Source organism: Streptomyces tricolor (genome assembly GCF_002155905.1).
GTDB lineage: Bacteria > Actinomycetota > Actinomycetes > Streptomycetales > Streptomycetaceae > Streptomyces > Streptomyces tricolor.
The window spans coordinates 1-7,651 of sequence record NZ_MUMF01000341.1; the positions used below are offsets into that span (position 1 = coordinate 1).

The 7,651-nt window shown below is 72.7% G+C and carries 6 protein-coding genes; 1 reads left to right on the top strand and 5 read right to left on the bottom strand.

Features of this window, described 5'->3' with window-relative positions; all coding sequences use genetic code 11:
- The 4 genes from CCN44_RS23935 to CCN44_RS23950 form a co-directional block, all read right to left on the bottom strand.
- Positions 1 to 3,058 (bottom strand): ATP-binding protein (locus tag CCN44_RS23935; protein WP_086699419.1); only part of this gene is annotated, 3,058 nt, incomplete at its 3' end.
- A 100-nt stretch (positions 3,059 to 3,158) separates the two neighbouring features.
- The gene (locus CCN44_RS23940; protein ID WP_059246671.1) at positions 3,159 to 5,489 is read right to left on the bottom strand and encodes an ATP-binding cassette domain-containing protein; all 2,331 of its coding nucleotides are present in this window, start codon (positions 5,487 to 5,489) and stop codon (positions 3,159 to 3,161) included.
- 29 nt (positions 5,490 to 5,518) lie between these two features.
- Entirely contained in the window at positions 5,519 to 5,713 is a 195-nt protein-coding gene (locus CCN44_RS23945; protein ID WP_059246672.1) for an antitoxin, read from the bottom strand.
- 75 nt (positions 5,714 to 5,788) lie between these two features.
- Positions 5,789 to 6,796, bottom strand: a complete 1,008-nt coding sequence (locus CCN44_RS23950) for an LLM class flavin-dependent oxidoreductase (RefSeq protein WP_086699422.1) — start codon at positions 6,794 to 6,796, stop codon at positions 5,789 to 5,791.
- Positions 6,797 to 6,949: 153 nt separating this feature from the next.
- On the opposite strand from CCN44_RS23950, the gene CCN44_RS23955 reads away from it, so the two are divergent.
- A complete protein-coding gene (locus CCN44_RS23955) occupies positions 6,950 to 7,441 on the top strand; it encodes a phosphatase domain-containing protein (RefSeq protein ID WP_059246674.1) in 492 nt (163 codons plus the stop codon).
- A gap of 12 nt (positions 7,442 to 7,453) precedes the next feature.
- Here CCN44_RS23955 and CCN44_RS23960 read toward each other — a convergent pair.
- Positions 7,454 to 7,651 (bottom strand): dodecin (locus tag CCN44_RS23960; RefSeq protein WP_086699424.1); only part of this gene is annotated, 198 nt, incomplete at its 5' end.

The following is a 7,651-nucleotide window of genomic DNA, read 5'->3' on the forward strand; positions in this document are numbered from 1 at the left end:
CGGCGCGCATCATCGGGTCGGCGAGGAGTTCCTCACCGGCGCTGCTGATGATGGTTTCGCTCTGCGCCTGGTGGTTGTGGTGCAGGAGGTCGCCGGCCATGATCGACACGCGCGGCAGGAGCCCGTCGTAGATGCGCTCCCACACGTTGTCGGGGTCGTACGGTTCGGTGAACGTCTTGTCCGTCAGCTGCCGCATCAGGTCCAGCGGAGCCGAGCCCAATTCGTTCGAGCTGTACGCCCGCCACATGCCGTGGACCACCCGGAGCAGCAGGAAGCGCGCGTGATCGGTCGCCGTCTCCAGCGCCGGACTCTCGTCGATGCCCGTCTCTTCCAGCAGGCGTCCGAGGAATGCGACGGCCCGCGGATCACCCGTGGTCACCCACTGCCAGGCGCTGGCGCCGCCGGCGTTGTGCACGAGGTGGTGCACGGAGAAGCCGTGCAAGGAATGCGGTCCGGTGCAGGGAAGGAAATCGGTGAGGGCCGCATCGGCCTCCTGCCACTTGTCCTGCCGGACGTACGCCTCGATGAGCAGACGTCTCAGTTCGGACGCGGACACCGTCCAGGGGCGCGTCGCGGCAAGCGCCACGGTCGCGGAGTGTTCGGCACGTTCGCTCTCTCCCTCGCTCAGCAGCTCCGAGATGTGCATGAGGTCGCGGGCGGCCTGCGACTTCTCCGTGTCCGGCGCGGCGTCCGTCACGGAGGTGAACATCTCCAGGAGAGCGGCGAGCCGTGGGTGGTGAGCCATGCGCAACTGGGTCTGCACGACCAGTGCCGTACTGGTCGCCAGGTCGACCGCGGCCGGCGTGAGAGGCGTGGGCTGTGCGAGCAGATAGGTGAGTACCCGGTCGGCCCGGTCGGCTATGCGGTCGGCGGCATCAGCCGGCTGACGCAGCTGTGCGATGTGGGCCAGCAAGGACTCGACCTGGGCGGTCACCCCGGGGTCGGGGTCGCCTGCCCGGGCGAGCCGCACCGACTCCTGTTCCAGGAGCTGTCGCGCGGTCTCGTACTGGCCGTGTGCGAGGTGGAAGGCCGCCAGGTTCCCCATGAGCAGGCAGGTGTGGAGATCCGCCACATCGGCGTCCTCGATGTGCCGCACCAGGGCGGTGGCATGCTGGGACAGCTCCCAGGCGCGGTCCGCCTGGCCGGTCTCGATCGCTCCCAGCAGCCATCTGTTGGTATGGCCGGCCGCTTGCGGCAGGGCGCGCGACGCCGTCCGTGACAGCTGAAGGTGCCGAGCGAGGATCACCTGAAGTACCGCGTTCATCGAGACGGTGTCCTCGCTGCCCGGGAAGGCTTCCTGGCGTGCGGGCAGCGGTTCGTCGCGGCGCACCAGAGAGACGTTGGTCAGCTCGCGGAACACCTCGCGGACCGGGTGCTCCGCCTCGTCGAACACCAGCCAGCCGGGGGACGGCGGAAGGTGCTCGGTACCGATCAAGGCGCAGGCCAGGGCCAGGTGGACGGGTACGCGACGCGGGGCGAGCCGGCACAGTGCCGCGAGCGCGGCCAGCGTGGGCTCCACCAGGTCTCTGGAACGGGCACTGTCCACCAGACGTTCGACGCTGAGAGCGACCGCGGCCGCCAGCGTCCGGGGATAGCCGGGGGGAACCGCCTCCTCGTCGTCGGCGGCCCGCTGGAGCAGGGTGTCGGCATAGACGGCAAGCCGCGACACACCGATCCCGCAGCTGACGAGGTAGCCGCAGGCCACCTCGATCGCCAGCGGCCAGCATTCCAGCGCTTGCGTCAGGTGCTGGACCGCCTGGTCGTGAAGCGCCGCCTCGCTCTCGGAGAGCCCCAGGCGCAACCGCACCAACTCCGCCGCCTGAGCGGGCCGCATGGCAGCCAGCTCGACGATGCCCCGGGCCTCGCGCCAGTTGCCGCCCAGCGAGGTCACGACGACCGCGCCGCGCCCCCGGCGGGGGATCCACGCCCGGGTGGTCCTGGCAGTGGCGTCGTCGAACACCATCAGCCACGGCCCGGCCAGTGATTGCAGCAGCGCATGCACGCGCTCACGCAGCAGCCGCGGGTCGGTCACCTCCACCGGCCCGCACGCGCCCGTGAGGTGACCCAGCATCCGGGCGAACGACGAGATCAGTGCCTCTTCCGTCTCCGCCTCGACCCAGAAGACGGCGTCGTAGCGAAAAGCGTGCTCGGCGACATAGGCAGCGGCCAGACTGGACTTCCCCAGGCCGGACAGCCCGGTGAGCACAGCGACGGGTACGCTGCCGGAGTCATGGGCGGGAGGGGTGAGCAGCGTCTCGACCCGGTCGAGCAGGTCCGACCGTGACACCTCGGGAGTCGGCGGCACGGGGCCGTACAGCAGGCCGAAGTCCTGCCGTCCCGCGGCGGCGAAGAGTTCCTCGTCCTCGGTCAGCAGCAACCGCTGGAAGTCGGCCACCGGCCAGTACGCCGAGCCGGGATCGGCCGCCCGGCGCATGACCTCGGCCACCAGGTAGCCCAGGACGAGACCGCCGGACCTGTTGGACAGCCCGAGACCGCTTCGACTCCGCCGGCTTCGGAGCGTCTCGTTGAGATCCTCACGCAGCTGCGCATCACTGCGCGGGTCGAACTCGATCCGGGCTCGGCCGAGCCGGTCCCACTGCTGTGGCGACAGAGCTTCGCACAGCGCCCAGGCGGCAGGGGACCGCTCCAGCAGCGCCTTGATCTCTCTTTGCAGAGCGGCGGTGTCCGAGCCGTACCGCCGCAGTGCTTCCGCGAGACGCATGCACTTCTCGTCGGGGGAGGCCGAGGTGATCAACCGGTATGCGCGGGCCTCGAAGCCGGTGATGAGGTGCACGAGGACCGCCACGGCCTCCCGCGCCCGGACGGCACGCGTCGGGCCCGCGCTCTTGACCTGCACCGCGAGCAGCGAGTTGCCCGCCTGGTCGACCATGTCGAAGTCGACGGAGTCGGCATGGGCGACCGTGGTCGAAACCGTCGGCCCCTCGACCCGGCACGCGGTGATCGCCTCGTGGTCGAGCCCGGCCAGCAGCGCCTCCACCGTGCGCAAGTACTGGTACTGGAATCCGCGAGCAGCGATCCGGCCGCCGTCGACCCCCATGTGTCCTCCCCGGCTTCAACTCTCGTTGCGGCTCAGGATAGAGAGGACCACTGACACCGGGTCCGGCCGACGGACGGCGGGGGCGGTGTCGCTGGGTGGCTCAGGGCATGACCCGCGCCAGATACGGTGCCGTCGCGCTGCCCTCCGCCCGGGCCACCCGGTCCGGCGGGCCGGACGCCACGATCCGGCCGCCGCGGTCGCCGCCGCCCGGGCCCAGGTCGATCACCCAGTCGGCGCCCGCGACCACCGTCATGTCGTGCTCGACCACGACCACCGTGTGCCCGGCGTCGACCAGCCCGTGCAGCCGGTCCATCAGCACCTCCACATCGGCGGGGTGCAGTCCGGTCGTCGGCTCGTCCAGCAGGTACAGGGTGTGGCCGCGGCGCCCGCGCTGGAGTTCGCTCGCCAGCTTGATCCGCTGCGCCTCCCCGCCGGACAGCTCGGTGGCCGGCTGGCCGAGCCGCAGATAGCCGAGGCCCACGTCGAGCAGCGCGCCGAGGCTGCGGGCGGCGGCCGGGGCGTCCGCGAAGAACTCCGCGGCGGCCTCCACGGTCAGGTCCAGCACGTCGGCGATGCTCCGCCCCCGGTACGTCACCTGGAGCGTCTCGGGGTTGTAGCGGGCGCCCGCGCAGTCCGGGCAGGGTGCGTAGGTGCTCGGCAGGAACAGCAGCTCCACGCTGACGAACCCCTCGCCCTGGCAGGTCTCGCAGCGTCCGCCCGCCACGTTGAAGGAGAACCGCCCCACCCCGTACCCGCGCGCCCGCGCCTCCTCGGTGCCGGCGAACACCTTCCGTACGACGTCGAACAGGCCCGTGTAGGTGGCCAGGTTGGACCGCGGGGTGCGCCCGATGGGCTTCTGGTCGACCCGGACCAGCCGGCCGACGCCCGGCACGTCCTCGGTCAGCTCGCCGATGAGCGTGGACTTCCCGGAGCCGGAGACCCCGGTGACCGCGGTGAGCGCGCCGACCGGGAACCCGGCCGTCACCCCGCGCAGGTTGTGCCGGGTCACCGGACCCACCGTCAGCCAGCCCCGCGGCTGTCGGATCTCGCGGGCCGGCCCGGGTGACTCGTCGAAGAGGAACACGGCCGTGGCCGACCCCTCGACCGAGGCCAGCTCGGCCGGCGGTCCGCTGTACAGCACCCGCCCGCCGTGCTCGCCCGCACCCGGGCCGACGTCGACCACCCAGTCCGCGCCGCGCACCACCTCCAGATGGTGCTCCACCACGAACACCGAGTTCCCGGCCGCCTTCAGCCGCTCCAGCACGGTCAGCAGCGCCTCGGTGTCCGCCGGGTGCAGCCCGGCGGACGGCTCGTCCAGCACGTACACCACGCCGAACAGCCCGGACCGCAACTGGGTGGCGAGGCGCAGCCGTTGCAGCTCGCCCGGCGAGAGCGTGGGGGCGGCCCGGTCCAGGCTGAGATAGCCGAGGCCCAGCTCGACCACCGGCGCGATCCGGGACCGCAGATCGGCCGTGAGCACCCGGGCCGTCTCCGAGCCGCCGTCGAGCAGCCCGGCGAGGTCGGTCAGCGGCAGCGCGGCCAGCTCGGCGATGGTCCGGCCGCCGAAGGTCACCGCGAGCGCCTCGGGCCGCAGCCGGCTGCCGCCGCAGGCCGGGCAGGGCGTGCTGGTCAGGAACCGTTCCGCCTTGGCCCGCAGGGTCGGCGACCTGGTGTCGGAGAAGGTCTTCAGCACATACCGGCGGGCGCTCATGTACGTGCCCCGGTACGGCCGTTGGATGCGGTCGGCGTCCCGGACCGGGTGCACGGTGACGACCGGCTGCTCGTCGGTGAACAGGATCCACTCCCGCTGTCCGGCGGGCAGCTCGCGCCAGGGCCGGTCCACGTCGTACCCGAGCGTGTCCAGGATGTCCCGCAGGTTCTTGCCCTGCCAGGCGCCCGGCCAGGCGGCGACGGCACCCTCGCGGACGGACAGCGAGGGGTCCGGGACCAGCAGGTCCTCGGTGGTGTCGTGGACCTGTCCGAGGCCGTGGCACGCGGGGCAGGCACCGGCCGCCGTGTTCGGCGAGAACGCGTCCGAGTCGAGCCGTTCGGCGCCGGGCGGGTAGCTGCCGGCGCGGGAGAACAGCATGCGCAGCGAGTTGGAGAGGTTGGTGACCGTGCCCACCGAGGAACGCGAGGTGGGGGCCGCGCGGCGTTGCTGCAGCGAGACCGCGGGCGGCAGCCCGGTGATCTCGCCGACCTTCGGGGCCCCCACCTGGTGGATCAGCCTGCGGGCGTACGGGGCGACCGACTCGAAGTAGCGCCGCTGGGCCTCGGCGTAGATCGTGCCGAACGCCAGGGAGGACTTGCCCGAGCCGGAGACGCCGGTGAACACGGCCAGTACGTCACGGGGGATGTCCACGTCGACGCCCTTGAGGTTGTGCTCGCGGGCGCCGCGGACGCGGACGTACGGATCATGGGGGCTGTGCATCGGGGGGAGACTCTATCCCGCCCCCGGCGCTACGCCTGCGGAGGGGTGTCCCGGTCCTGCCGGGTGCCGAACTCGTCCCGCACCTTGTCCTGCGCGGTGTCGACCTGCGACTGGTACTTGTTCCCGGTGCGCTGGTCGAGGTAGTCCCCGCCCTTGTCGATGCCCTTGTCGGCCGTGCTCTCATGACCCTTGAGCAGGCTCTTGAGCTTGTCCATGACGGACATGGCAGCCCTCCTCGTCGCTTTCAGGCTTGCCCTCCCAGGGTCACCGGCCCGGGCCGGGATCGCATCTCGGGCCGCTCACCGGCCCGGCGCGAACAGCCGGGCCAGCCGCCGGTGGGAGTCCAGCAGGGCCGTACGGTCGTAGGTGCTGGTGGTGACGAGCACCTCCTCGGCGCCCGTCTCCTTCAGCACCGTCTCCAGCTCGTGGGCGACCTGCTCCTCGGTGCCGGCGATGTGCCCGGCGAGACCGGCCTCGTACAGGTCCCGTTCCCGCGCGGTCATCGTGCGGGCCTCGACCGCCTCGGCGGGGGCGAGCGGCGGGAAGGTGCCGTGGGTGCGGGAGTACGCCATCGACCAGGCCTCGGGGACCAGCAGCCGGCGCGCCTCGGCGGCGGTGCCGGCGACCGCGACCGTGCCGGAGATCACCACGTACGGCTCGGCGGCCCACGGGGAGGGGCGGAACTGGGAGCGGTACTGGTCGATGCCGCGCAGCAGCTTCTCGCGGTTGCGGAGGTCACCGATGACCATCGGCAGGCCCGCACGGGCCGCGATCCGCGCGCCCTCGCCCATGGCCAGCACGAACGGCGGCACGGTCAGGCCCTCGGCGGGGCGGGCGTGCACTCCGGTCGGCGAGCTGCCCGTGAACCAGTCCAGCAGTTCCCCGAGTTGCGCCGCGAAGTCCTCGGCATCGTCCTTGTCCCGGCCGAGCGCCCTGCGCACCCCGTCGGTGAAGCCCACGGAGCGGCCGAGCCCCATGTCGATACGCCCCGGGAACAGCGCCTCCAGCACCCCGAACTGCTCGGCGACGACCAGGGGCCGGTGGTTGGGCAGCATGACCCCGCCGGTGCCGACCCGGATGGTGCGGGTGGCCGCGGCGACCGCGGCGGCGAGCACGGTCGGCGCGGAGCCGGCGACCCCGGGCACGCCGTGGTGCTCGGAGACCCAGAACCGGTGGTAGCCGAGCGCCTCCGCCTCCCGGGCCAGGGCGACGGTGTCCCGCAGCGCCTCGGCGGGCGGGCGGCCCTCGCGGGTGCGGGAGCGGTCGAGGACGGAGAACCGGGTCCGGCTGATCACTGTGCTGCTCACGCAGGGTTCAACGCCGTGGCGGGCGCGGGATTCCCGCGGCCACGCCCGGTCAGGGCGCGGGCACGTACCGTACGGCCGGCCGGCCGGGCCGGCGAGGAGCGGAGGCTGCCGGGGCCCGCGCGCCGGCCGGGGCGGCTGGCTAGGGTGGCCGGTGTGACCGACAGCAGCAAGCGCCCGCTCGCCGTGTTCGACCTGGACAACACGCTGGCCGACACCGCCCACCGCCAGCACTTCCTGGAGCGCCGGCCGCGCGACTGGGACGGGTTCTTCGCCGCCGCGCCACAGGACCCGCCGCTGGCCGAGGGCGTGGCGCTGGCCCTGGAGAGCGCCCGCGCGTGCGAGGTCCGCTACCTCACCGGGCGTCCCGAGCGGTGCCGCCGGGACACCCTGGACTGGCTCGCGGCCCATGGCCTGCCCGAGGGACGGGTGTACATGCGGAGCAACGCCGACCGCAGGCCGGCCCGGTTCACCAAGCTGGAGATCCTGCGCCGGCTCGCCCGGGACCGGGAGATCCGGGTGCTCGTGGACGACGACGAGCTGGTGTGCGACGACGCCGAGCGCGCCGGCTTCACCGTCGTGCGGGCCCGCTGGGCCGCGAAGTCGGCCGCGCTGCGGGACGCGCAGGAGCGGGAGGGCCGGACCTGACGGGGACGGCGGTCACTCGCCGTCCTCGATGCGGAAGCCCACCTTGAGGCACACCTGCCAGTGCTCGACCTGCCCGTTCTCGAGCTGGCCGCGGATCTGCGTCACCTCGAACCAGTCCAGATTGCGCAGCGTCCGGCCGGCGCGCTCGATGCCGTTGCGGATGGCCTGGTCGACGCCCTCGTGGGAGCTGCCGACGATCTCGGTGAGCCG

What these genes read in the sequence shown, in the direction of transcription:
- CCN44_RS23940 (WP_059246671.1), bottom strand. Translation starts at nt 5,489, where the DNA reads ATGCACAGCCCCCATGATCCGTACGTCCGCGTCCGCGGCGCCCGCGAG.
- CCN44_RS23945 (WP_059246672.1), bottom strand. Translation starts at nt 5,713, where the DNA reads ATGTCCGTCATGGACAAGCTCAAGAGCCTGCTCAAGGGTCATGAGAGC.